This is a genomic window from Streptacidiphilus sp. EB129 (genome assembly GCF_041262645.1).
Classification (GTDB): Bacteria; Actinomycetota; Actinomycetes; order Streptomycetales; family Streptomycetaceae; genus Streptacidiphilus.
Genome location: NZ_JBGCCS010000003.1, coordinates 179,984 through 202,659 on the forward strand (window position 1 = coordinate 179,984; position 22,676 = coordinate 202,659).

The following is a 22,676-nucleotide window of genomic DNA, read 5'->3' on the forward strand; positions in this document are numbered from 1 at the left end:
GCTGTGCCCGGCAACCCGCGATTTGGTGCGGCGAGAGCCTGGAGGCGGCCTGTCTCGCGGAGCGGCGACGGCGCCCCACCATTGCCCTCCCGGCCAACGTCGAGTAGGCGGCGAAGTCCGCTCGGCTTCCACTTGCTGCCAGGAGTCGATCTTTCGGGATGCGGGCACATCGAGGGGCTGCGAGCCCCACCAGCCTGCGTCGACTCGATACGGCGAAGTCGGACCAGATCAACTGAGAGAGGACCCGTCAGCCGGCCTTCCGGGACCAGGTCAAGTGAGATCCCGGCAACTCGCCGTCTTGTCGCGGCGGGCCGGGGGATGGGGGTGTCGGGCCTTCGGAAGGGCACTGGGGCAGGGGCGGGTCCGGGGTGCTGGGGCGCATGACGATTTGGTCACCGGCGAATGACATCGTGCAGACATCTTGACCTACATCACACGTGACATGTGTCATTGCACAGAACTCCCCAGTTTCCAACCTCAGTTTCCAACACCCCCAGTTGAGAGGACCACTGTGTCCAGAATCAGTGCGCGCCTGTCCGGGCGGGCCAGGCAGGTCACCCTGCTCGGCCTGGCCGCCGGACTTGCTGTGGTCGGGATAACCGGCAACGCAGGCGGTGGCGCCGCCGCTCATTCCACTACGGCCTCGGCCGCGGGCGCTCCGCGCCCGGTGTCCACCGGCGCCCCGGCCGCGCCGTCCGGCAGCGCGGGCACTCCTGCCTCGTCGTCGACGTCGACCGGCTCGACGGCAGACACTCCGCCCGGTGGCAGCCCCGGCCAGAATCCTCCCGCACAGCAGAACCCCCCGGCACAGCAGGCGGCGTCCGCGAACCCCGGAACCCAGGCGCGCACCGGCGGTACCGGTTCGGCGCACACGTCCAAGCCGGTGGTGGGTCCGGTCGCACCGACGACCGACCCGGGCGCGGCCACCCATCCGGCCTCGGCCGGCTGGCTCGACGTGCGCGGCACCTGGGTGCTCGCCACCGAGACCAAGCCGCAGGTGATGCTCAACTCCAAGACCTTCGCCGCGCAGAAGGCCAAGGCTGCGACCGCCCAGGCCGCGGCGGCGAAAGCAGCGGCCACGAACACGGCGCCGACGGGCAACACCCCCACCAGCAAGTCGGTGAAGCCGAGGAACAACTACGACCTGCAGATGACCTACCGGGGCAGCCAGGACTCCATCGGCGTCACCACCGGTCCGCCGCAGGTCTACCTGATCTACTGGGGCAGCCAGTGGGGGACCCAGGGCACCGACCCGGCCACCGGTGATGTCACGCTGACCGGTGACCCGGAGAGCGCCGCGCCGTACCAGCAGGAGTTCTTCAAGGGCCTCGGCAGCAGCACCGACACCTGGTCCAAGGTGCCCACCGAGTACTGCGAGGGCATCGCCCCCGGCACCGACACCTGTCCGGCCGGCGCCAACCACGTGGGCTACCCGGTGGCCGGCCAGACCCTGGCGGGCGTCTGGGTGGACAACAGCATGGCCGCGCCGCAGGCGGCCACCGAGCCGCAGATCGCCGCCGAGGCCATCGCCGCCGCGCAGCACTTCGGCAACACCACCGGTACCCAGAACCGCAACGTGCAGTACATCATCAACGCCGCGCCGGGCAGCGACCCCGACAAGTGGCAGGAACTCGGCTACTGCGCCTGGCACACCTTCGAGCGCACCTCGTACGGCACCATCCCGTACACGATCATGCCGTACCTGACCGACAACAAGTACTGCGGTACCAACTGGATCAACCCCGGCCAGCGCGGCCACCTGGACGGCTACGGCATCATCGGCGGCCACGAGTACGCCGAGACCATCAGCGACCAGAACCCGATCGGTGCCTGGACCGACGCCACCGGGCAGGAGATCGGCGACAAGTGCGCCTGGATCCAGTACGGCACGGTGGGCGGTCTGTTCAATCTGACCCTCTCCACAGGGACCTTCCCGGTGCAGACACTCTGGTCCGACTATCAGCACAACTGCGTGGGCAACGGCCCGCTCTTCGCCAACTCCTCGCCCCTGCTGGTGACCAAGCCCTGTGACCAGACGCTGGCCACCGGTCAGCCGATGGACTACGCGGTGCTCGCCTCGGACACCGCTTCCAGGAAGGTCACCTACAGCGCCAAGGGCCTGCCGGCCGGCCTGTCCATCGACCCGGTCAGCGGCCACATCACCGGCACCACCACGGTCACCGGCTGGCAGGGCATCACCGTCTCCGCCTCCGACGACCTGGGCAACAGCCAGTCGCAGAGCTCGTGGTTCGGCTTCTTCCCCGGTCAGCAGAACGGCTGCACCCCGATCGAGCAGCTCACCGACGCCGGCTTCGAGAACGGGACCTACGACCACGGCGCCTGGTCCGCCTCGGGCTGGAACGTGATCACCACCGCCACCGCGCACCAGGCGCACAGCGGCAACGGCTACGCCTGGCTGGGCCAGAGCAGCGCGTACGACGACTCGATCACCCAGTGGGTGGAGACCACCCCCGGGTACACCCACGAGACCTTCTCGTTCTGGTTGAACGTCGACACCACCGCGTCCAGCGCCTCGCCTGCGGACACCCTGTCGCTGGTGCTCTACGACCAGTACAGCGGCCGGAAGCTGGGCACGGTGCAGACCTGGACCAACCAGACCGTCACCAACGGCTACCAGCTGCAGACCGTCGACCTGACGCCGTGGATCTCCAACGGTGAGCTGGGCTCGACGGTCGGCATCCAGCTCGTCTCGCACAGCACCAGCGGCAGGACGGCGTTCCTGGTGGACGACGCGTCGGACCACCTCTTCTAGCCGTCTTCCAGGCGCACCGGGCACCGGACGGCACATGCACACGGCAGTGGGGAGACCTGAGTTCTCCCCACTGCCGTGACGTTACTGCTGTGACGTTTCTTCAGTTACCCGGCGGCGCGCTCGCTCAGACCGAGTCGTCCTCGCGGACCGCGCGCCGCGCGTCCGGGTCGAGCACGCCCCAGCTGATCAGCTGGTCGATCAGCAGCGAGGCGGGCTGGTCGTAGATCACGGCCAGGGTGCGCAGGTCGTCCTGGCGGATCGAGAGCACCTTGCCGTTGTAGTCGCCGCGCTGGCTCTGGATGGTGGCCGCGTAGCGCTGCAGCGGGCCGGCCTTCTCGGACGGCACCTGGGACAGCCGCTCCAGGTCGAGCACCAGGCGCGGCGGCGGCTCGGCCGCTCCGCCCGGGGTGCTGCCGGGCAGCAGCTCCTGGACCGGAACGCCGTAGAACTCGGCCAGCTCGGCCAGGCGCTGCACGGTGACCGCGCGGTCTCCGCGCTCGTAGGAGCCGACGACGACGGCCTTCCAACGGCCCTGGGACTTCTCCTCGACGCCGTGCAGGGACAGCCCCTGCTGGGTGCGGATCGCCCGCAGCTTGCCGCCGAGCTGCTTCGCGTAGTCGCTGGACAAATGGTCTCCCCGGACGAGATATGGCGTGCGACGCCGACTCCGCCGGCGACGGCGCGTCCAGGAGGCACACCGCCTGAGCGGGTGCATGGGGGACTTCCGTCGTCCGGCCGTAACTGACTGTGAGGTTACGCAGAGTGATAAGCGTTCGTCAAGCCGAATGGGGCAGTCGTGCGAACCGGCGCTCCAAGATCCGGCTGGTAGGGTGGACGACGGCCCCAGTCCTGTCCGGGCAGGGCCGTCCACCAGGCATCCTTTAAGGCCCGTCCAGTGAGGCGGGGAAGGAGGTCGGCTTCGGCATGACCAGTGACAGAAGTTCCCAGCAGCACCCCCAGGCTCTGCAGAAGGACGTGCAGACCGCTCAGCGCCGGGTCCTCGACCAGAGCGACATCGCCCGGTCGCTCACCCGGATCGCCCACGAGATCGTCGAGCGCGCCAAGGGCGCGGAGGACGTCGTCCTGCTCGGCATCCCCACCCGCGGCGTCCTTCTGGCCCGCCGGCTGCACGCGGCGCTGGCCCAGATCACCGGCCAGGACATCCCCTTCGGGACCCTGGACATCACCATGTACCGGGACGACCTGCGGCTCAAGCCCGCCCGCGCCCTGGAGCACACCGAGATCCCGCCCGGCGGCCTGGACGGCAAGCTCGTCGTCCTGGTCGACGACGTGCTCTTCTCCGGCCGCACCATCCGCGCCGCGCTGGACGCCCTCGGCGACCTCGGCCGCCCCCGCGCGGTGCAGCTCGCCGTCCTGGTCGACCGGGGCCACCGGGAGCTGCCGATCCGCGCCGACTACGTGGGCAAGAACCTGCCCACCTCGCTGCGCGAGGCGGTGAAGGTGAAGCTGGTGGAGATAGACGGCCAGGACGCCGTCCTGCTCGGCCAGCTCGACCAGGGCAATGGCAACGGAAACGGCAGCGGGAACGGGAGCGCCCAGTGAACCACCTGATCTCGACCGCCGACCTCAGCCGGGACGACGCGCTTCTGATCCTGGACACCGCCGAGGAGATGGCCCAGGTCTCCACCCGGGCCGTCAAGAAGCTGCCGACACTGCGCGGCCGCACCGTGGTCAACCTCTTCTTCGAGGACTCCACCCGCACCCGCACCTCCTTCGAGGTCGCCGAGAAGCGGCTGTCGGCCGACGTCATCAACTTCTCCGCCAAGGGCTCCTCGGTCTCCAAGGGCGAGACGCTCAAGGACACCGCGCTCACTCTGCAGGCCATGGGCGCCGACGCGGTGGTGATCCGGCACCACGCCTCCGGCGCGCCCAAGCGGCTGGCCGAGTCCTCCTGGCTGCACGGCAGCGTGGTGAACGCCGGTGACGGCACCCACGAGCACCCCACCCAGGCCCTGCTGGACGCCTTCACCATGCGCCGCCACCTCAACCCCGGCCGCGACGGCAGCGCCCGGGGCCGCGACCTGGACGGCCGCCGGATCACCATCGTCGGCGACGTGCTGCACAGCCGGGTGGCCCGCTCCAACGTGCGGCTGCTGCACACCCTGGGCGCCCAGGTCACCCTGGTGGCCCCGCCGACGCTGATGCCCTTCGGCGTCGAGAGCTGGCCCTGCGAGGTCTCCTACGACCTGGACGCGGCGCTGCCCAAGAGCGACGCGGTGATGATGCTGCGGGTCCAGCGCGAGCGGATGAACGCCGCCTTCTTCCCCACCCACCGCGAGTACTCCCGCCGCTACGGCCTGGACGTCGCCCGCGCCGCCACCCTGCCCGAGCACGCCGTGGTGATGCACCCCGGACCGATGGTGCGCGGCATGGAGATCGCCTCCGAGATCGCCGACTCGGCCCGCTCCACCATCGTCGAGCAGGTCGCCAACGGCGTCAGCGTCCGGATGGCCGTGCTGTACCTGCTGCTCGGCGGCATGACCACGACCACCCCCACCGAGGAGCAGAGCAAGTGACCAGCTACCTGATCAAGAACGCCCGCATCCTCGGCGGCGAGCCGCAGGACCTGCGCCTCAGTGACGGGGTCATCGCCGAGATCGGCGCCGGTCTGGCCGCCGCCGAGGGCGAGACCGTGGTCGAGGCCGAGGGCCTGGTCGCCCTGCCCGGCCTGGTCGACCTGCACACCCACCTGCGCGAGCCCGGCCGCGAGGACGCCGAGACGGTCGCGACCGGCACCCGGGCCGCGGCCAGGGGCGGCTACACCGCCGTCCACGCCATGGCCAACACCTTCCCGGTGGCCGACACCGCCGGCGTGGTCGAGCAGGTCTGGCGGCTGGGCCGCGAGTCCGGCTACTGCGACGTGCAGCCGGTCGGCGCGGTCACCGTCGGCCTGGAGGGCAAGCAGCTGGCCGAGCTCGGCGCGATGGCCGACTCCGCCGCCACCGTCCGGGTCTTCTCCGACGACGGCAAGTGCGTCGACGACGCGGTGATCATGCGCCGGGCGCTGGAGTACGTGAAGGCCTTCGGCGGCGTCATCGCCCAGCACGCCCAGGAGCCCCGGCTCACCGAGGGCGCGCAGATGAACGAGGGCACGGTCTCCGGCGAGCTCGGCCTGGCCGGCTGGCCGGCCGTGGCCGAGGAGTCGATCATCGCCAGGGACGTGCTGCTCGCCGCCCACGTCGGCTCGCGGCTGCACGTCTGCCATGTCTCCACAGCCGGTTCGGTGGAGATCATCCGCTGGGCCAAGTCCAAGGGCTGGGACGTCACCGCCGAGGTCACCCCGCACCACCTGCTGCTCACCGACGAACTGGTCCGCTCCTACGACCCGGTGTTCAAGGTCAACCCGCCGCTGCGCACCGAGGCCGACGTGATCGCGCTGCGCGAGGCCCTCGCCGACGGCACCATCGACGCGGTCGCCACCGACCACGCGCCGCACCCGTCCGAGGACAAGGACTGCGAATGGGCCGCCGCCGCGATGGGCATGGTCGGCCTGGAGACCGCGCTGTCGGTGGTCCAGCAGACCATGGTCGACACCGGGCTGATGGGCTGGCACGAGGTCGCCGAGCGGATGTCGTACCGCCCCGCCGCCATCGGCGGACTGGCCGGTCACGGCCGCCCCGTCTCGGTCGGCGAACCGGCCAACCTCGTCCTGGTCGACCCCGCGTACCGTGGAACGGTGAACCCCGACGCCTTCGCCTCCCGCAGCCGGAACACCCCCTACCGCGGCCGTGAGCTGCCCGGACGGGTGGTCGCCACCTTCCTGCGCGGCACCGCCACGGTCCTGGACGGGGCGCTGGTATGAGCACCGCCCTGAACGCCGCCCTGAACGTCGCCGCCGGTGCGCTGCCGGCGCAGGCGCCGCACTCGGCCCCGGTCACCCATGTGGGCGACCTGATCGGCTGGGTCGTCGGCCTGCTCTTCGTCATCGCGCTGCTCTACTGGCTGATGCGGCAGGGCTGGCTGTGGCGCCGCACCCAGCAGTCCGGCCTGCCCGCGCTGCCGACCGCGCCGAAGCACACCACCGAGGCGCTGCTGGAGCTGGAGGGCCGCTACATCGGCAGCACCAGCGCCGGTGAGTGGCTGGACCGGATCGTCGCGCACCACCTGGGCGACCGCAGCCTGGTCGAGCTGACCCTCACCGCCGAGGGCCTGACCGTGGTCCGCCCGGCGTCGGCGAGCTTCTTCATCCCGGTCGACGCGCTGCGCGGCGCCCGTACCGACCGGGGCATCGCCGGCAAGGTGCTGCCCGAGGGCGGCGTGCTCGTGGTCACCTGGGAGCACGGCGGCAAGCAGCTGGACAGCGGATTCCGGGCCGACCACCCGGCCGAGCACGAGAACTGGGTCACCGCGGTGGAGGTCCTGCTGAAGGCCCACGCGAAGGTGACAGCACAGCCTGAGGAACACAAGGAAGGCGCATCATGACCGCACCTGCATCCACCCCCGCGGCGCGGCGGCGGGACCGAGTCCCGGCCGCCTACGTCCTGGAGGACGGGCGGATCTTCCGCGGCCAGGCCTACGGCGCCGTCGGCGAGACCTTCGGCGAGGCCGTCTTCAACACCGGTATGACCGGCTATCAGGAGACCCTCACCGACCCCTCCTACCACCGCCAGGTCGTCACCATGACGGCCCCGCACATCGGCAACACCGGCGTCAACGACGAGGACCCGGAGTCCGCCCGGATCTGGGTGGCCGGCTACGTGGTCCGCGACCCCGCCCGGGTCGCCTCCAACTGGCGCTCTCGGCGCTCGCTCGACCAGGAACTGGTCGACCAGGGCATCGTCGGCATCAGCGGCATCGACACCCGCGCGCTCACCCGCCACCTGCGCGAGCGCGGCGCGATGCGCTGCGGCATCTTCTCCGGCGCGGCGCTGGCCGACGACGCCACGCTGCTGGAGCGGGTCCGCCGGGCCCCGCAGATGGCCGGCGCGGACCTCTGCGGCGAGGTCGCCACCAAGGAGACCTATGTCGTCCCGGCGATCGGTACCAAGCGGTTCACGGTCGCGGCTCTGGACCTGGGCATCAAGGGGATGACCCCGCACCGGATGGCCGAGCGCGGCATAGAGGTGCACGTCCTGCCGGCCAACGCGACCGCCGAGGACGTCTACGCGGTCGCGCCGGACGGCGTGTTCTTCTCCAACGGCCCGGGCGACCCGGCCACCGCGGACGGGCAGGTCGCCGTGCTGCGCGAGGTACTGGGCCGGAAGACCCCGTTCTTCGGGATCTGCTTCGGCAACCAGCTGCTCGGCCGGGCCCTCGGCTTCGGCACCTACAAGCTCAAGTACGGCCACCGCGGCATCAACCAGCCGGTGCAGGACCGCACCACCGGCAAGGTCGAGGTCACCGCGCACAACCACGGCTTCGCCGTGGACGCCCCGCTGGACGGTGAGACGCAGACCCCCTACGGGCGGGTCACCGTGTCCCACGTCTGCCTGAACGACGACGTGGTCGAGGGCCTGCAGTGCCTGGACCAGCCCGCGTTCAGCGTCCAGTACCACCCGGAGGCGGCGGCCGGTCCGCACGACGCCGCCTACCTGTTCGATCGCTTCGTAGAGCTCATGGAGGGCCAGCGTGCCTAAGCGCACCGACATCCAGTCCGTTCTGGTCATCGGTTCCGGCCCGATCGTGATCGGTCAGGCGGCGGAGTTCGACTACTCCGGTACGCAGGCCTGCCGGGTGCTCAAGGCCGAGGGCCTGCGGGTGATCCTGGTCAACTCCAACCCGGCCACGATCATGACCGACCCGGAGATCGCCGACGCCACCTACGTCGAGCCGATCACCCCGGAGTTCGTCGAGAAGATCATCGCCAAGGAGCGCCCCGACGTCCTGCTGCCCACCCTGGGCGGCCAGACCGCGCTGAACACCGCGATCTCGCTGCACGACAACGGGGTGCTGGCGAAGTACGGCGTGGAGCTGATCGGCGCCAACGTCGAGGCGATCAACAAGGGCGAGGACCGCGAGCTGTTCAAGGGCGTGGTCGAGGCCGTCAAGGCCAAGATCGGCTACGGCGAGTCGGCCCGCTCGGTCATCTGCCACACCATGGACGAGATCATGGCGGGGGTGGAGACCCTCGGCGGCTACCCGGTCGTGGTCCGCCCCTCCTTCACCATGGGCGGCGCCGGCTCCGGCTTCGCCCACAACGAGGAGGACCTGCGCCGGATCGCCGGCCAGGGCCTGACGCTGTCGCCGACCACCGAGGTGCTCCTGGAGGAGTCCATCCTGGGCTGGAAGGAGTACGAGCTGGAGCTGATGCGCGACAAGCACGACAACGTCGTGGTGGTCTGCTCCATCGAGAACTTCGACCCGATGGGCGTGCACACCGGCGACTCCATCACCGTGGCCCCGGCGATGACGCTGACCGACCGCGAGTACCAGCGGCTGCGGGACATCGGCATCGCGATCATCCGCGAGGTCGGGGTGGACACCGGTGGCTGCAACATCCAGTTCGCGATCGACCCGGCCGACGGCCGCGTCATCGTCATCGAGATGAACCCCCGGGTCTCCCGCTCCTCGGCGCTGGCGTCCAAGGCCACCGGCTTCCCGATCGCCAAGATCGCGGCCAAGCTCGCGGTGGGCTACACCCTGGACGAGATCCCCAACGACATCACCGAGAAGACCCCGGCGTCCTTCGAGCCCACGCTGGACTACGTGGTGGTCAAGGTCCCGCGGTTCGCGTTCGAGAAGTTCCCGAGCGCCGACGCCACGCTGACCACCACCATGAAGTCGGTCGGCGAGGCCATGGCGCTGGGCCGCAACTTCCCCGAGGCGCTGAACAAGGCGCTGCGCTCACTGGAGAAGAAGGGCTCGCAGTTCACCTTCGTGGGTGAACCGGGCGACAAGACCGAACTGCTGACGAAGGCTCAGGTTCCGACCGACGGCCGGATCAACACGGTGATGGAGGCGATCCGGGCCGGGGCCACCCAGCAGGAGGTCTTCGACGCCACGAAGATCGACCCCTGGTTCGTGGACCAGCTGTTCCTGATCCACGAGATCGCCGAGGAACTGGCCGAGGCCCCGCGGCTGGACCCGGAGCTGCTCCGGCACGCCAAGCGGCACGGCTTCTCCGACCTGCAGATCGGAGAGATCCGCGGCCTGAGCCCGGACGTGGTCCGCGAGGTGCGGCACGCGCTGGGGATCCGCCCGGTCTTCAAGACCGTCGACACCTGCGCCGCCGAGTTCGCCGCGAAGACCCCGTACTTCTACTCCAGCTACGACGAGGAGTCCGAGGTCGCGCCGCGCACCAAGCCGGCCGTGCTGATCCTGGGCTCCGGGCCGAACCGCATCGGCCAGGGCATCGAGTTCGACTACTCCTGCGTCCACGCCTCCTTCGCACTCAGCGAGGCCGGCTACGAGACCGTGATGGTCAACTGCAACCCGGAGACCGTCTCCACCGACTACGACACCTCCGACCGGCTCTACTTCGAGCCGCTCACCCTGGAGGACGTGCTGGAGATCGTGCACGCGGAGACCCTGGCCGGACCGGTCGCGGGCGTCATCGTGCAGCTCGGCGGCCAGACCCCGCTGGGCCTGGCCCAGGCGCTCAAGGACAACGGCGTGCCGATCGTGGGCACCCAGCCCGAGGCCATCGACCTGGCCGAGGAGCGCGGCGCCTTCGGCCGGGTGCTGCGCGACGCCGGTCTGCCGGCGCCCAAGCACGGCACCGCCTTCTCCTTCGACGAGGCCAAGGCCATCGCCGACGAGATCGGCTACCCGGTGCTGGCCCGCCCCTCCTACGTGCTGGGCGGACGCGGCATGGAGATCGTCTACGACGAGCCCTCGCTCGCGGACTACCTCAAGCGGCACGCCGGGCTGATCTCCGAGCACCCGGTGCTGATCGACCGCTTCCTGGACGACGCCATCGAGATCGACGTCGACGCCCTCTACGACGGCACCGAGCTCTACCTCGGCGGCGTCATGGAGCACATCGAGGAGGCCGGCATCCACTCCGGCGACTCCGCCTGCGCGCTGCCCCCGATCACCCTGGGCGGCTACGACATCAAGCGGCTGCGGGCCTCCACCGAGGCCATCGCCAAGGGCGTCGGGGTGCGCGGACTGATCAACATCCAGTTCGCCATGGCCGGGGACATCCTCTACGTGCTGGAGGCCAACCCGCGCGCCTCCCGTACCGTCCCGTTCACCTCCAAGGCCACCGCCGTGCCGCTGGCCAAGGCCGCCGCCCGGATCTCGCTGGGCACCAGCATCGCCGAGCTGCGCGCCGAGGGCATGCTGCCGGCCGAGGGCGACGGCGGCACGCTGCCGCTGAACGCCCCGATCGCGGTCAAGGAGGCCGTGATGCCGTGGAGCCGCTTCCGCGACATCCACGGCCGCGGCGTGGACACCGTGCTGGGCCCGGAGATGCGCTCCACCGGCGAGGTCATGGGCATCGACACCACCTTCGGCACCGCCTACGCCAAGTCCCAGGCGGGTGCCTACGGCGCACTGCCCACCAAGGGCTGCGTCTTCGTCTCGGTCGCCAACCGCGACAAGCGCAACCTGGTCTTCCCGGCCCGCGCCCTGGTCGAACTGGGCTTCGAGATCCTGGCCACCTCCGGCACCGCGGAGGTGCTGCGCCGCAACGGCATCGAGGCCACGGTGGTGCGCAAGCACAGCGAGGGCGAGGGGGAGGGCGGCGAGCGCACCATCGTGCAACTGATCCACGACGGTGAGGTCGACCTCATCATCAACACGCCCTACGGCACCGGCAGCCGGCTCGACGGCTACGAGATCCGCACGGCCGCGGTCGCGCGGTCGGTGCCGTGTCTGACCACGGTGCAGGCGATGGGCGCGGCGGTCCAGGGGATTGACGCGTTGATCCGCGGGGAGATCGGCGTTCGGTCGCTGCAGGAGCATGCTGCTCTGCTCAACGCTTCGCGTTGAGTTTCTGGGGGCGCGGGGGGCTGCGCGTGCCGAACCTTTCCGGAGGTGCGGGGTTCTCGCGCAGTTCCTCGCGCCCCTGAATAGTGCAACTTGATCGACGTTGGAAGGCGACACCTTGTACCGCTTGTTCTTCAATCTCGTCTTCCGGCGGCTTGATCCGGAGAAGGCGCATCACCTGGCCTTCTTCTGGATCCGGCTGGCGTCCTCCGTGCCGGGGCTGCGCAGCGTCGTCGCCCGGGTGCTGGCGCCGCGGGATCCCGCGCTGCGGGTGCGCGCGCTCGGGCTCGACCTGCCGGGGCCGTTCGGGCTGGCCGCCGGGTTCGACAAGAACGCGGTCGGCATCGAGGGCCTGGCCATGCTCGGCTTCGACTACGTCGAGATCGGCACCGTCACCGCGCAGCCGCAGCCGGGCAACCCGGCGCCGCGGCTGTTCCGGCTGATCGAGGACCGCGCGCTGGTCAACCGGATGGGCTTCAACAACGAGGGCTCCGCGGCCGTCGCCGCCCGGCTCGCGGCCCGGAGCCGACGGTCCGGGACCGTCGTCGGCGTCAACATCGGCAAGACCAAGGTGGTCCCCGAGGCCGAGGCGGTCGCCGACTACGTCGCCAGCACCGAGCGGCTGGCCCGGCACGCGGACTACTTCGTGGTCAACGTCAGCTCGCCGAACACCCCGGGCCTGCGCAACCTGCAGGCCGTGGACCAGCTCCGGCCGCTGCTCGGCGCGGTCCGCGCCACGCTGGACGCCACCAGCCCGCAGCGGCACATCCCGCTGCTGGTCAAGATCGCGCCGGATCTGGCGGACGCCGACATCGACGAGGTCGCGGACCTCGCGGTCGAGCTCGGTCTGGACGGCATCATCGCCACCAACACCACCATCGGCCGCGAGGGCCTGCGCACCGACCCGGCCACGGTCGAGGCGGCCGGCGCCGGCGGGCTGTCCGGGGCGCCGCTGAAGGCGCGCGCGCTGGAGGTACTCGCCCGGCTGCACGCCAGGGCCGGGGACCGGCTGGTACTGGTCTCGGTCGGCGGCATCGAAACCGCCGATGACGCCTGGGAACGGATCCTGGCCGGGGCTACCCTCATCCAGGGCTACAGCGGCTTCATCTACGAGGGTCCCTTCTGGTGCCGCCGACTGCACCGGGGACTCGCCGCCCGGCTCCGGGCCAGCGGTCACGCCGGCCTGCTCGAAGCAGTCGGCGCGTCCAACGGAAGGTGAGGCAATGGCGCACCCCCAGCACATCCGAGCCGAGATCCTGGAGATCTCACCGGCCGGTGCGTACGGCCGGATGGTGCTGCGTGCCCCGGGCATCGCCGCGCGAGTACGCCCAGGGCACTTCGCCGCGCTGGCGGTCGGAGGCCCGGACTCGGCGATGCTGCTGCGGCGCGCCTTCTTCATCCACGGCAGCGACCCGGCCGAGGAGACCGTCACGCTGGTCCTCGCCGAATCCGGGCGCGGGACCCGGGAGCTGCTGCGTGGCAGGGCCGGCGACAGCGTCGACCTGGTCGCGCCGCTCGGTACGGCCTTCCCGCAGCCCGCGGGCGCGATGACGGCGCTCTTCGTCGGCGGCGGCTACGGCAGCGCGCCGCTGCTGCCGCTGGCCGGGCAGACCGTGGAGCAGGGCGGTTCGGTGGGCTTCATCCTGGGCGCCGCCGGCGCCGACCGGCTGTACGGGGTGGACGCCGCGCGTCGGCTCACCCCGGACGTCCTGGTCACCACCGACGACGGCTCGGCCGGCATAAAGGGGCAGGTCACCCTGCCGCTGGCGGAGGCGATCAAGGCCATCGGCGCGGAGGTGGTCTACGCCTGCGGCCCGATGGCGATGCTGGCGGCGGTCACCGGGATCGCGGCCGCCGAGGGCGCCCGGGTCTTCTGCGCCGTCGAGGAGGCCATGGCCTGCGGGGTCGGGGTCTGTATGAGCTGCGTGCTGCCGGTGGTCGGCGAGGACGGCGTCAGCCGCTTCGTCCGCTCCTGCGTGGAGGGCCCCTGCTTCGACGGCACCCGGGTCCGCTGGTCGGACGTCGGTACGATCCCCGCCGACCTGCACGGCGCGGCCGCAATGGGAGTGCGCTGAGATGACCACCGGCCACAGCGGCTTCGCCGCCGTCGACCCCGCCGCCGTCGATGCGTCAGCCGTCGACATGACCGCGCCCTTCGGCAGCGGCACCCTGCCCAACCCGGTCACCACAGCCTCGGGCTGCGCCGGCTACGGCCGGGAGATCGCCAAGTTCCAGCCGCTGAGCGAGCTGGGCTCGATCACCACCAAAACGATCATGCCCTACCCGCGCTCGGGCCTGCCCACGCCGAGGATGGCCGAGACGCCCAGCGGGATGCTCAACGCGATCGGCCTGCAGGGCTCCGGCGTCGAACACTTTGTCGAGACCGAGCTGCCCTGGCTCGCCGAGCGCGGCGCCCGGGTGCTGGTGTCGATCGCCGGAGAGCGGGTCGAGGAGTTCGCCGAGACGGCGCAGCACCTCAACGGCCGCCCCGGCGTGGTCGGCGTCGAGGTCAACATCTCCTGCCCCAACGTGGACAACCGCGGCCTGGTCTTCGCGGCCAACCCGGCCACCTCGTACGACGTGGTCTCGGCGGTGCGCGAGGTCACCGACCCCGCCCTGCCGGTGTACGCGAAACTCAGCCCGGACGTCACCTCGATCACCGAGATCGCCGCCGCCTGCGTCAAGGCCGGCGCCGACGGCCTGTCCATGATCAACACGCTGCTCGGCATGGCCATCGACACCACCACCCTGCGCCCGGCCCTGGCCGGGGACACCGGCGGCCTCTCCGGGCCCGCGATCCGCCCGGTGGCGGTGCGCTGCGTCTACCAGGTGTACGCCGCGATGCGGGCCGGAACCGTGCCGCCGGTGCCGATCCTGGGCATGGGCGGGATCAGGACCGGCCTGGACGCGCTGGAGTTCCTGCTGGCCGGGGCCTCCGGGGTGGCCGTCGGCACCACCGTCTTCAACGACCCCTCCGCCCCGCTGCGCGTCCTGGACGAGCTGCGCGCGGCCCTCGCCGTACGCGGCTTCGCCGCGCTGACCGACGCCATCGGCTACGCCCACCACCAAGGAGTCCCCGCATGACCACGCCCTTCGGCACCCGCCTGCGCACCGCGATGGACGGCCGGGGCCCGCTCTGCGTCGGCATCGACCCGCACGCGGCGCTGCTGACCGCCTGGGGCCTGGGCGACGACGTCGCCGGCCTGGAGCGGTTCTCGCGGACCGTGGTGGAGGCGCTGGCCGACCGGGTGGCCGTGCTCAAGCCGCAGGCGGCCTTCTTCGAGCGCTTCGGCAGCCGGGGCGTGGCGGTGCTGGAGCGGACCGTCGCGGACGCCCGCGCGGCCGGCGCGCTGGTGCTGATGGACGCCAAGCGCGGCGACATCGGCTCGACCATGGCCGCCTACGCGGACGCCTTCCTGGCGCCCACCAGCCCGCTGTTCAGCGACGCGGTCACGGTCTCGCCGTACCTGGGCTTCGGCTCGCTGCGCCCGGCCTTCGACGCGGCCAGGGCGAGCGGCAGCGGGGTGTTCGCGCTGGCGCTGACCTCCAACCCGGAGGGTCACGAGGTGCAGCTCGCGGTCGGCGAGGACGGCCTGACCGTGGCCCAGTCGGTGCTCCGCCAGCTCGCCGCGGAGAACGCCGACGCGTACCCGCTCGGCAGCTTCGGCGCGGTCGTCGGCGCCACCCTGAAGGACATCGACGCCGACCTCGACATCAACGGCGCGCTGCTGGCCCCGGGCATCGGCGCCCAGGGGGCGACCCCGGCCGACATCCCGGCCGTCTTCGGCGCCGCGGCGGCCAACGTGCTGCCCAGTGTCAGCCGGGACGTGCTGCGGCACGGTCCCTCGGTCGAGGCGCTGCGCGAGGCCGCGGCCCGGTTCGTGGACGAGGTTCGTGTGGCGGTTCAGTGAACAGTGTGTGAGGGCCGGTGGGCGGGCCTGATCAGCGACAACATCCGGATGCCGGGTCCGCGGGGGCGAGGCCGTCGCGCTGATCATGACTAGGTCACGCTGAGATGATGAAGTCGGCACTCAGGGTCGGTGGGTATGTCCGGAAAAGTCCTGGTCGGCAGAGTCTGACCAGGACTTTTCTGTGCTTTTTCCTGACGCGGACCGCCGAGAGGGGTAGTGTCCGGCGATAGGTCCACTGAGGAGCGTGTTCCTCGTTGCTCTCGCAGGTCAGAGCCGCTAGGTTCCTCGACGGTCCCATGAGGCAACCCCGTCCTATTCGTTCGAATCACTGAGGTGAACGGCGTGGCACTTCCGCCCCTTACCCCTGAGCAGCGCACCGCTGCGCTCGCCAAGGCAGCTGAGGCTCGCCGGGAGCGCGCCGAGATCAAGAATCGGCTCAAGCACAGCGGCGCGTCCCTGCACGAGGTCATCAAGGCCGGCCAGGAGAACGACGTCATCGGCAAGATGAAGGTGTCGGCGCTCCTTGAGTCGCTCCCCGGCGTCGGCAAGGTCCGTGCGAAGCAGATCATGGAGCGGCTCGGCATCTCCGAGTCCCGCCGGGTCCGCGGTCTCGGCACGAACCAGATCGCCTCGCTGGAGCGCGAATTCGGCGGCGCTTCGGCCTGATCGGTCCCGATGGTTCGAGAACCCTCCCGGGTCCTGGATAATCGGTACATGAGTGAACGTCCGCGGCTGACCGTGCTCTCCGGCCCCTCCGGTGTCGGCAAGAGCACGGTCGTCGCTCATATGCGCAAGGCCCATCCCGAAGTCTGGCTCTCGGTCTCCGCCACCACCCGCAGGCCGCGGCCGGGGGAGCGGGACGGTGTCCAGTACCACTTCGTCGACGAGGACCAGTTCGGCAAGATGGTCGCCAACGGCGAACTGCTGGAGTGGGCCGTCTTCGCCGGGAACCACTACGGCACGCCCCGCAAGGCCGTCCTGGACAAGCTGGAGCGCGGCGAGGCCGTCCTGCTGGAGATCGACCTGCAGGGAGCCCGCCAGGTCCGCGAGTCCATGCCGGACGCGCAGCTGGTCTTTCTGGCCCCGCCGTCCTGGGACGAGCTGGTGCGCCGGCTGACCGGGCGCGGTACCGAGTCGCAGGACGTCATCGACGAGCGGCTGCGCGCGGCGAAGGTCGAACTCGCCGCGGAAAGCGAATTCGACACGACTCTGGTCAACACCTCGGTCGAGGGTGTAGCGGCGGAACTGCTAGCCTTGCTCAACGTAGTCTGATCATTTTCTCCGGAAGGTTCCCGCGTGTCCTCTTCGATGACAGCGCCCGAAGGCATCATCAACCCGCCGATCGATGAGCTGCTCGAGGCCACCGACTCCAAGTACAGCCTGGTGATCTACGCGGCCAAGCGCGCCCGCCAGATCAACGCCTACTACTCCCAGCTCGGCGAGGGCCTGCTGGAGTACGTGGGTCCGCTGGTCGACACGCACGTCCACGAGAAGCCGCTCTCGATCGCTCTGCGCGAGATCAACGCGGGCATGCTCACCGCCGAGGCGATCGACGCCCAGTAGTGAGGGCGGCGCCGCGTAAGGCGCTGCCAACAGCTCGTGTACCGCGGTCCGTAGAAGCTTCCTACGGGCCGCGGCGCCATGTGTAGGGGTGCTGTGTGTATGGGTGACGAGGGAGCCGGGATGAACGTCGTACTCGGAGTCAGTGGCGGAATCGCCGCCTACAAGGCCTGCGAGCTGCTGCGCCGATTCACCGAGTCGGGCCACTCGGTCCGGGTGGTGCCGACGGCCTCGGCCCTCAACTTCGTCGGCGCGCCGACCTGGGCGGCACTCTCCGGCAACCCGGTGTCGACCGAGGTCTGGGACAGCGTCCACGAGGTGCCGCACGTCCGCATCGGCCAGCACGCCGACCTGCTGGTGATCGCCCCGGCCACGGCCGACCTGCTGGCCAGGGCGGCCCACGGGATCGCCGACGACCTGCTCACCAACACCCTGCTGACGGTGCGTTGTCCGGTGGTCTTCGCCCCGGCGATGCACACCGAGATGTGGGAGCACCCGGCCACCCAGGAGAACGTGGCCACGCTGCGCCGCCGCGGCGCGCTGGTGATCGAGCCCGCGGTGGGCCGGCTGACCGGGGCGGACACCGGCAAGGGCCGCTTCCCCGAGCCCGAGGGCGTCTTCGAGTTCTGCCGGCGGGTGCTGGCCCGCGGCGCGGACGCCGGGCTGGCCGACCTGGCCGGCCGCCGGGTGGTGGTCTCGGCCGGTGGCACCCGCGAGCCGCTGGACCCGGTGCGCTTCCTCGGCAACCTCTCCTCCGGCCGCCAGGGCTACGCCCTGGCCTCGGTGGCGGCCGCCCGCGGCGCGCGGGTGACCCTGGTCGCCGCGCACACCGAGCTGCCCGACCCGGCCGGGGTGGACCTGGTACGGGTCGGCACCGCCCAGGAGATGCACGACGCCGTGCTGGCGGCGGCCGCCGACGCGGACGCGGTGGTGATGGCGGCCGCCGTGGCCGACTTCCGTCCGGCCGACTACGCCGCTTCGAAGATCAAGAAGGTGGACGGCGTCGAGCCCGAGCCGCTCGCCCTGGTCCGCAACCCCGACATCCTGGCCCGGATCTCGCAGCAGCGGGTCCGGACGGGGCAGGTCGTGGTCGGTTTCGCCGCCGAAACCGACGACGCACTCGTCAACGGACGGGCCAAGCTGGCCCGAAAGGGGTGCGACCTGCTGGTGGTCAACGAGGTCGGCGCCGGACGCGCGTTCGGGACCAGCGACAACGAGGCGGTGATCCTCGGCGCCGACGGCACCGAGACGCTCGTGCCGTTCGGGCCCAAGACGGCCCTCGCCGACCTGCTGTGGGACCTGGTCGCCACCCGGATCGGATGATTCCGCCGACCACGATGACCAGGGATTGATCCAGAAACTGAGACCGGGTGGACCACATTCGGTATCTGTTGGTTACACTCCCCGCAGTAGTCCTCCATAAGTCTTTCCGGTCAGTCGTGTGCCCACGGGGTCCGCACTGACCAGTCAGCAGCCGCTGCAACCCAGGGAGCGCTGTGTCTCGCCGCCTGTTCACTTCGGAGTCCGTGACCGAGGGTCACCCCGACAAGATCGCTGACCAGATCAGCGACACGATTCTCGACGCCCTCCTCAAGGACGACCCCACCTCGCGGGTCGCCGTGGAGACGCTGATCACCACCGGCCAGGTCCACGTCGCCGGTGAGGTCACCACCAAGGCGTACGCGCCGATCGCGGCGCTGGTCCGGGAGAAGATCCTCGAGATCGGCTACGACTCGTCCAAGAAGGGCTTCGACGGCGCCTCCTGCGGCGTGTCGGTGTCCATCGGCGCGCAGTCCGCCGACATCGCCCAGGGTGTCGACGACGCGTACGAGACCCGGGTCGAGGGCGACGAGGACGAGCTCGACAAGCAGGGCGCCGGCGACCAGGGCCTGATGTTCGGCTACGCCTGCGACGACACCCCCGAGCTGATGCCGCTGCCGATCACGCTGGCGCACCGCCTCGCCAAGCGCCTGTCCGAGGTGCGCAAGAACGGGACCATCCCCTACCTGCGCCCCGACGGCAAGACCCAGGTCACCATCGAGTACGACGGCGACAAGGCCGTGCGCCTGGACACCGTCGTGGTCTCCTCGCAGCACGCGTCCGACATCGACCTGGACTCGCTGCTCGCCCCCGACATCCGCGAGTTCGTGGTGGAGCCGGAGCTCAAGGCGCTGGCCGACGAGGGCATCGACCTGGTCACCGAGGGCTACCGGCTGCTGGTGAACCCGACCGGGCGGTTCGAGATCGGCGGCCCGATGGGCGACGCCGGCCTCACCGGCCGCAAGATCATCATCGACACCTACGGCGGCATGGCCCGTCACGGCGGCGGCGCCTTCTCGGGCAAGGACCCGTCCAAGGTCGACCGCTCCGCCGCGTACGCGATGCGCTGGGTCGCCAAGAACATCGTCGCCGCCGGGCTCGCCCGCCGCGCCGAGGTCCAGGTCGCCTACGCCATCGGCAAGGCGGAGCCGGTCGGTCTCTTCGTGGAGACCTTCGGCACCGAGACCGCCCCGGTCGAGAAGATCCAGGACGCGGTCACCCAGGTGTTCGACCTGCGCCCGGCCGCGATCATCCGCGACCTGGACCTGCTGCGGCCGATCTACGCCCAGACCGCCGCGTACGGCCACTTCGGCCGCGAGCTGCCGGACTTCACCTGGGAGCGCACCGACCGCGCCGACGCGCTGAAGCGCGCCGTCGAGGCCTGAGCCCCCGGCAGCCCGTAAGCCCACTGGAGCCGGTAGGCGGCCCGTGCACAGCCCGTAGTGTCCCGCGCAGGGCTGCCGCCCGGCCCCGTGACAGGGGCGTGGGGGGGGGGGGGGGGGGGGGGGGCGGGGGCGCCCCCCCCCCGGGGGGGGGGGGGGGGCCCCCCCCCCCCCCCCCCCCCGGGGCCCCCCGCCCCCCCCCCCCCCCCCCCCCCCCCCCCCGCCCCGCCCCCCCCCCCCCCCCCGGGCCGCGGGGGGGCGCCCCCCCCCCCCCCCCCCCCCCCCCCCACGCCCCTGTTGCTTTCTCCGCTCAGGCGATGACCACGGCCATGTCGCCGTAGGTGGAGTACCCGGCCTCGAACTTGGCTTTGGGTATCCAGTAGGCCCCCCGGGCCGGGTCGTTCACGTAGACGCCGTTCTTGGTCACACCGATCAGCGCCACCGCGTGCTCCGCCGGGCCCGCGTAGGGGACCCAGTGGCCGTCGTAGGCCTTGTCCCAGGTGCGCTGCTTCGCCCGGTAGAGGTAGTCGATCCAGACCACGGCCGGATGCCCGGCGGCCAGCTGCTGGTACAGCCGCCAGGGCGCATAGCCCTCCTGGGCGACCAGTACCCGCGCGCCGGAGGCCCGCGCCGCCGCGGCGATCCGGGGGTAGAACACGCCGTAGCCGGTCCCGCGTCCCTCGTCCCCGTTGGGGTTGCCGACGAAGGCCCGGTACGGGTCGCCGGTCTTCGGCCCCGAGGTGCCGAAGCGCGGGTGCGCCGAGTCGACACCGATCTTCTGGAGCAACTGCTGGTCGGTGTAGTGGTGGCCCCGGTACGCCAGGATCATCCGCAGCGACGCGGCCTCGCAGTCGTCGGCCAGCTGCTGGTGGTACATCGGCACACCCATCCACCGGCTGGTCGGTGTGGGCGCCGCCGACGCCGAGTCGGTGGGCGCGAGGGTGAGTACCAGTCCTGCTGCTCCGGCCACGACTGCGGCGCTGTGGATTCGGCGGCGCATGGCTGATGGCGCGGCGTGTTTGGGCATGCGAAAGTCCCCCCTGGGGCGATGACGAATCACTGATGACGGAAACCGAAGACGGAAAACGGGCGCGCCGAGGCAGCGCGCCGTGCTGGGAAAGTCATCGCGGCGCGTTCAGCCGAACGAGCTGCGGTGAAGGTGACGGTGCTGCTTCGGCTCCCGGGCGCGCTGTGTCGGCCCGGGTGCCGTGACGCGGTCGTGCGTGGTGCGGTCGTGCGGGTGCAGTGGGTGTCCGGTGTGGTCGGGCGAGGTGGGGTGGTCCCCCGGTCAGCCGGCCGGGGTGATCACCACCGCGGTGCCGTAGGCGCAGATCTCGGTGCCGTTCCCTCCGGCCTCGGTCACGTCGAAGCGCATCGCCAGGACGGCGTTGGCACCGCGCGAACGAGCCTGCTCGATCAGCCGGTCCATGGCCTGGTTGCGGCTCTCCACCAGGGTCTTGGTGAGACCCTTGAGCTCGCCGCCGGCCAGGGACTTGAAGCTGGCGCCGAGCTGGCTGCCGATGTTGCGGGAGCGGACGGTGAGTCCGAAGATCTCCCCGATCACCCGGTCGACCCGGTGTCCGGGCACGTCGTTCGTGGTGACCACCAGCACGTCGGGCGTGTGCTGACCGCCGCCGAAGTCCTCAATGTTCGTCATGGATCGCATTCTGCATGGCCAAGGTCACCCTGGCACCGGCTCTGTCGGGTCCCACTGGTAACTCTGACTCCGCAGGCCGTCGCTTTCGTTGCAGCATGATCACACAAATGTTCATCAATGGAACGGATGTGCTGATGCGGTGACGCTCCGTTCGGGTCGATCCGGGACCAACCGGGCGGACCGGACGGGACCGGGCGGACCGGGCGGACCGGGCGGACCGGGGCGAGCAGGGGTCAGGCGGTACCCGGCCCGGCCGTGCCCGCTGTGGCGGCCCGGCGCCGGGCGGTCTCCCATGCGGCGGCAACAGCCGTGTGGGCCGTGGCTGTTGCCTCGTCCACCGTGCCGCTCAGTGCGATCGGTGCGCCCAGGTGGACGTGCACGGCCGGGCGGCGGAGGGCGGACGTCAGCACGCCGGCGATCTGCTTGCCGGGCCGTCCGGACGCGATGCGGCGGGAGCCGGCCTGGCCCAGCGGGACGACCGGGGCGCCGGTGGCCAGGGCCAGGCGGGCCAGCCCGGAACGGAAGGGCCCCGGCGCGGTGTCGGCGGAGTCGCGCCGACGCGGCAGCCCGCCCTCGGGGTAGATGACCACGACGCGCCCGCGCGCCAGCGCCTCGGTGGCCAGCGCGAGCGCCTCGGCGGCCTGCGGCCCGCCCCGGTGTACGGGGATGTGTCCCTCTCGCACCAGTCGCGCGCGCAGGTACGGAATGCGCCACAGCCCTGCGGCGGCCAGCACCACGGGCTCCTCCAGCCCGAGCCGGGCCAGCCCGGCCAGCAGCACGCCGGGGTCGATGAGCGAGGAGTGGTTGGCGGCGACAACCGTACCCGGAGCGGGCGCGGAGGTCAGTTCGCTGCTGACGGTGAGTCGGCCCAGGGCCGGGACGACGCGGGTGGCGAGGTGGCTGAGCATGCTTCGAGTCTGTCCCCCGGACGGCGTACGCGCGTGAGTACCCGCACCCGGATCGCACTGAGTACGCGCGCCGCGCAGCCCGTCCGGGAGCCCGGTTCCGAGCTGCCGGAGGCTCATCTTCGACTTGTGACCGGAGTCTTGACGGCCATTCTGACCAGTCGGTAACTTTCCGGCCAGTAACTTCCGGGAAATGTTCCTGACACATTCCGGACGTACTCGCGCCACCGCGTACGGCCAGCTCCCTCCCGCACGGTCCCACCCCCACGCTCAAGG

General features: G+C 71.1%; 20 protein-coding genes. 16 read left to right on the top strand and 4 right to left on the bottom strand.

Features of this window, described 5'->3' with window-relative positions; translation table 11 throughout:
• The first annotated feature begins 511 nt into the window (after positions 1–511).
• Entirely contained in the window at positions 512–2,773 is a 2,262-nt protein-coding gene (locus ABH925_RS05025; RefSeq protein WP_370145615.1) for a putative Ig domain-containing protein, read from the top strand.
• 124 nt (positions 2,774–2,897) lie between these two features.
• On the opposite strand, the gene ABH925_RS05030 is transcribed toward ABH925_RS05025, so the two are convergent.
• Positions 2,898–3,401: a transcriptional regulator gene (locus tag ABH925_RS05030; RefSeq protein ID WP_370145616.1), complete on the bottom strand. Its 504-nt coding sequence runs from the start codon at positions 3,399–3,401 to the stop codon at positions 2,898–2,900.
• A 296-nt stretch (positions 3,402–3,697) separates the two neighbouring features.
• Between ABH925_RS05030 and pyrR the strand changes: the two genes are divergently transcribed.
• The 15 genes from pyrR (at position 3,698) to metK (ending at position 19,841) form a co-directional block, all read left to right on the top strand.
• Positions 3,698–4,336, top strand: coding sequence for a bifunctional pyr operon transcriptional regulator/uracil phosphoribosyltransferase PyrR (pyrR, locus tag ABH925_RS05035; protein WP_370145617.1), 639 nt, complete (start codon positions 3,698–3,700; stop codon positions 4,334–4,336).
• On the top strand, positions 4,333–5,310 hold the full coding sequence (locus ABH925_RS05040) for an aspartate carbamoyltransferase catalytic subunit (protein ID WP_370145619.1): 978 nt from the start codon (positions 4,333–4,335) through the stop codon (positions 5,308–5,310). Before pyrR ends, ABH925_RS05040 begins: the two co-directional genes overlap by 4 nt.
• Complete coding sequence (locus ABH925_RS05045) at positions 5,307–6,596, top strand: dihydroorotase (RefSeq protein ID WP_370145620.1); 1,290 nt, start codon at positions 5,307–5,309, stop codon at positions 6,594–6,596. The genes ABH925_RS05040 and ABH925_RS05045 overlap by 4 nt, the downstream gene beginning before the upstream one ends.
• Complete coding sequence (locus ABH925_RS05050) at positions 6,593–7,216, top strand: hypothetical protein (protein WP_370145621.1); 624 nt, start codon at positions 6,593–6,595, stop codon at positions 7,214–7,216. The genes ABH925_RS05045 and ABH925_RS05050 overlap by 4 nt, the downstream gene beginning before the upstream one ends.
• On the top strand, positions 7,213–8,370 hold the full coding sequence (gene carA / locus ABH925_RS05055) for a glutamine-hydrolyzing carbamoyl-phosphate synthase small subunit (protein WP_370145622.1): 1,158 nt from the start codon (positions 7,213–7,215) through the stop codon (positions 8,368–8,370). Before ABH925_RS05050 ends, carA begins: the two co-directional genes overlap by 4 nt.
• A complete protein-coding gene (gene carB, locus ABH925_RS05060) occupies positions 8,363–11,668 on the top strand; it encodes a carbamoyl-phosphate synthase large subunit (protein WP_370145624.1) in 3,306 nt (1,101 codons plus the stop codon). Before carA ends, carB begins: the two co-directional genes overlap by 8 nt.
• 115 nt (positions 11,669–11,783) lie before the next feature.
• The gene (locus ABH925_RS05065) at positions 11,784–12,884 is read left to right on the top strand and encodes a quinone-dependent dihydroorotate dehydrogenase (RefSeq protein ID WP_370145625.1); all 1,101 of its coding nucleotides are present in this window, start codon (positions 11,784–11,786) and stop codon (positions 12,882–12,884) included.
• A gap of 4 nt (positions 12,885–12,888) precedes the next feature.
• Entirely contained in the window at positions 12,889–13,740 is an 852-nt protein-coding gene (locus ABH925_RS05070; protein ID WP_370145626.1) for a dihydroorotate dehydrogenase electron transfer subunit, read from the top strand.
• 1 nt (position 13,741) lies between these two features.
• Complete coding sequence (locus tag ABH925_RS05075; protein WP_370145627.1) at positions 13,742–14,749, top strand: dihydroorotate dehydrogenase; 1,008 nt, start codon at positions 13,742–13,744, stop codon at positions 14,747–14,749.
• Positions 14,746–15,576 carry an orotidine-5'-phosphate decarboxylase gene (gene pyrF, locus ABH925_RS05080; RefSeq protein WP_370145629.1) on the top strand — a complete coding sequence of 277 codons (831 nt, stop codon included), beginning with the start codon at positions 14,746–14,748 and terminating at the stop codon, positions 15,574–15,576. Before ABH925_RS05075 ends, pyrF begins: the two co-directional genes overlap by 4 nt.
• Positions 15,577–15,918: 342 nt before the next feature.
• The gene (gene mihF / locus ABH925_RS05085) at positions 15,919–16,242 is read left to right on the top strand and encodes an integration host factor, actinobacterial type (protein WP_182442798.1); all 324 of its coding nucleotides are present in this window, start codon (positions 15,919–15,921) and stop codon (positions 16,240–16,242) included.
• 48 nt (positions 16,243–16,290) lie between these two features.
• Positions 16,291–16,848 (top strand): guanylate kinase, encoded by a 558-nt coding sequence (gmk, locus tag ABH925_RS05090; RefSeq protein WP_370145631.1) that lies wholly within the window; start codon positions 16,291–16,293, stop codon positions 16,846–16,848.
• Positions 16,849–16,872: 24 nt separating this feature from the next.
• A complete protein-coding gene (rpoZ, locus tag ABH925_RS05095; RefSeq protein ID WP_030248832.1) occupies positions 16,873–17,139 on the top strand; it encodes a DNA-directed RNA polymerase subunit omega in 267 nt (88 codons plus the stop codon).
• A gap of 120 nt (positions 17,140–17,259) precedes the next feature.
• Complete coding sequence (gene coaBC, locus ABH925_RS05100; RefSeq protein WP_370145632.1) at positions 17,260–18,459, top strand: bifunctional phosphopantothenoylcysteine decarboxylase/phosphopantothenate--cysteine ligase CoaBC; 1,200 nt, start codon at positions 17,260–17,262, stop codon at positions 18,457–18,459.
• A gap of 173 nt (positions 18,460–18,632) precedes the next feature.
• On the top strand, positions 18,633–19,841 hold the full coding sequence (gene metK, locus ABH925_RS05105; RefSeq protein ID WP_370145633.1) for a methionine adenosyltransferase: 1,209 nt from the start codon (positions 18,633–18,635) through the stop codon (positions 19,839–19,841).
• Between the two features lie 307 nt (positions 19,842–20,148).
• Here the strand turns inward: metK and ABH925_RS05110 are convergent, their stop codons facing one another.
• From ABH925_RS05110 to ABH925_RS05120, 3 genes are all read right to left on the bottom strand, one after another.
• Positions 20,149–20,808: a C39 family peptidase gene (locus ABH925_RS05110; protein ID WP_370145634.1), complete on the bottom strand. Its 660-nt coding sequence runs from the start codon at positions 20,806–20,808 to the stop codon at positions 20,149–20,151.
• Positions 20,809–21,126: 318 nt separating this feature from the next.
• Positions 21,127–21,495, bottom strand: a complete 369-nt coding sequence (locus ABH925_RS05115) for a YbjQ family protein (RefSeq protein WP_370145635.1) — start codon at positions 21,493–21,495, stop codon at positions 21,127–21,129.
• Positions 21,496–21,728: 233 nt separating this feature from the next.
• Positions 21,729–22,403, bottom strand: a complete 675-nt coding sequence (locus tag ABH925_RS05120; protein WP_370145636.1) for a lysophospholipid acyltransferase family protein — start codon at positions 22,401–22,403, stop codon at positions 21,729–21,731.
• Between the last annotated feature and the right edge of the window lie 273 nt (positions 22,404–22,676).